The organism is Alkalibacterium sp. s-m-28, assembly GCF_054658175.1.
This window is the reverse complement of sequence record NZ_BAAGIQ010000170.1, coordinates 1-2,178: the sequence shown is the minus strand read 5'-3', so window position 1 is coordinate 2,178 and position 2,178 is coordinate 1. Positions and strand designations below refer to the sequence as shown.

Sequence of the window (2,178 nt, the reverse complement as noted above, 5' to 3'; positions counted from 1 at the left end):
ACCGGAACTCTTCAAGCCATTTTTAAAAGAAAATCAGCTGAATCAAATATCAAATGCGGCATAATAATCGGTACCAAGTCAATGACACCAAGGGTCAAAGGCTATTTTTTAACTGCAAAACTTGAGTTGATAATATTTAAGGACAAAAAGAAGCAGGCTTCCCTTTATACAGGTTAATCACCTGAGAACATGGAGTGTGTTTTTTGTCAGGGCCTTCTGTCCTGGGCTTTTTTATAGAAAGGCTTCCCTATGTCTAACGCAAATAAGCTGTACACTTACATACTTGAAAAGCGGATTACAGCAGTACAAATTTAAAAACAGCACCCATCGACCGGCTCATGACCGACTTAAATGCGTCTTTGTCTTACCCCCTGTCTGAAAGAGAAATCAGAAAGACAATCCAATATGCCTACTCAGGGCGTTATAAGGGGCCTCAGCGCACTATATCCAATTATTGAACAGTGGGTAGGCGACGACACATGCACTGAGAGCTCAAATAAGGGTGTCTGGTATAAGTTTGCGAAACCAAGGAAACGCTAGAAAAGTCATTATTCGGAATGGCGCAGAGATTTGATCAGTTTAATTGAACGCACAGCAACGAAGAGCCAAGGCTTTGTGCAATTCACGCGAAAAGAACTCATGAACGCCATGGGTATTCCTGAATCCAGTTTAAAAGACTTGCTGAGACAAATGAAAAACGACGACTACGTGACGATTAAGACCAAACCAGGGAGAAATGGCTACACACGTTTATGGACCGTTAAAAGCATTGTATTAAGCCTCATACGCTCTAAACGAGTCAAGCAACTAGCAGATAAAGAAGGCTTGCTACAGACACTAGCACCCATTCAAACGCTGATAGAAAAGGTCTCTAATAAGCCGATAGACAGAGAAAAACTACAGGAGATCATCTTAAAAGAAATCGTGAATACATCGTAAAATTTAAAAGGGACGAACTGCCTATTACTTATTTCTAGTATACGGTGTTCTCTTGTTTTGAAGTGCCTTCCGTAGTCTTTGGATGGAGTATATGGTTATTTTCTAGTCTGACTGAGGGTTATTTGGTGCATTTGAATAAAATGTTATTTTGACGTTAGAACGTGCGGTTGAATTATGGTTGTCTAAAGAGTGGGTTAGAAAGGTGTATTGTCGTAGGAATTTGATTAATGTTGCATGAGAGATTTATTGAAATATAAAATAGTGCATGCAATCGAAGGATATAATGTAGTATTTTTAAAAGCGTATGTTTTGAATCTGAATGAGGTTCTTTTTTCAAGTTATTTAAAGGATGAAACTAAAAAAGTAATTTTAGACTTCACTTATGCAGATTGAGACGTTTTAAATTAAAAATATGTATTGTTCAGGTTACAGTAACACCAATAAAGTAGAAAATTACTTTATTAATATACTCAATAAAATAGTAGCAAATTATAAATTATTAATATATTATAAAAGAATCCAGAAAGGAGTGTGCGGGAGTTACCTGAATGGAAACTGATTTAATTATATTTCTGATAATCTAAAAAGGCTGTGAAATCGGTTTTCAAAAGAGTATTAATAGCTAATTCTAAATGAGAAGGAAATAATTCATTCAAGTCACGTTTTGTTACTAGAGTCTGTAAGGATCTGTAGTGAAATTGTTCATAGGGAAGTCCTCTTTTCTGTGAATGTAGTGTGGGAACTCTATCCTACAGAAGGGGTTTTCTTTTTCTATTTCCATAAGATAGTTTACACTCTCTTTTATAATACTGATACAATCATGTCTAGTATTATATTATTAATTGATCAATAAGGAGCCGAGGAGGAGTGAAAAGAAAATACTATTTAATCATATTAGGTATACTGATCTTCTCATTTTTTGTGACATTTGAGAATAAAAGAGTTTATACGAAAGATATTGAATGGGTTGAAGGAAATCAATTAGAAAAAATTACCCCTTGGTATGGATTTGATAAACCTCAGTTATTATAGGGGAAAAAATAAAAATTGGAATAGTAGACGGACCAGTGTCAACAACTCACAATCAGACGAAGTCTATGAATATCAATACTCTCAAGTTTCGCACCCTAATAAATGCTTCACAATCCTATCGGATTAACCCTCACCAAAGAAATTACGCAGCAATTTGTTCTTGGTTTGACTGATTTCCAATCAAAATTTCTTTGAATGCCGCCGGTA

3 protein-coding genes and 1 pseudogene are annotated in these 2,178 nt (G+C 35.4%); 3 read left to right on the top strand and 1 reads right to left on the bottom strand.

What is annotated here, in order from left to right; translation table 11 throughout:
- The first annotated feature begins 326 nt into the window (after positions 1 to 326).
- Both ACYQ4S_RS11670 and ACYQ4S_RS11665 read left to right on the top strand, forming a co-directional pair.
- The gene (locus ACYQ4S_RS11670) at positions 327 to 458 is read left to right on the top strand and encodes a primase C-terminal domain-containing protein (RefSeq protein WP_459771299.1); all 132 of its coding nucleotides are present in this window, start codon (positions 327 to 329) and stop codon (positions 456 to 458) included.
- Between the two features lie 157 nt (positions 459 to 615).
- Positions 616 to 939, top strand: coding sequence for a hypothetical protein (locus ACYQ4S_RS11665; protein ID WP_459771297.1), 324 nt, complete (start codon positions 616 to 618; stop codon positions 937 to 939).
- 563 nt (positions 940 to 1,502) lie between these two features.
- Here the strand turns inward: ACYQ4S_RS11665 and ACYQ4S_RS11660 are convergent.
- Positions 1,503 to 1,645, bottom strand: a pseudogene (locus ACYQ4S_RS11660) (IS256 family transposase); the annotation flags it as partial.
- A gap of 161 nt (positions 1,646 to 1,806) precedes the next feature.
- Between ACYQ4S_RS11660 and ACYQ4S_RS11655 the strand changes: the two are divergent.
- Positions 1,807 to 1,971, top strand: coding sequence for a hypothetical protein (locus tag ACYQ4S_RS11655; protein ID WP_459771296.1), 165 nt, complete (start codon positions 1,807 to 1,809; stop codon positions 1,969 to 1,971).
- Positions 1,972 to 2,178 lie beyond the last annotated feature (207 nt).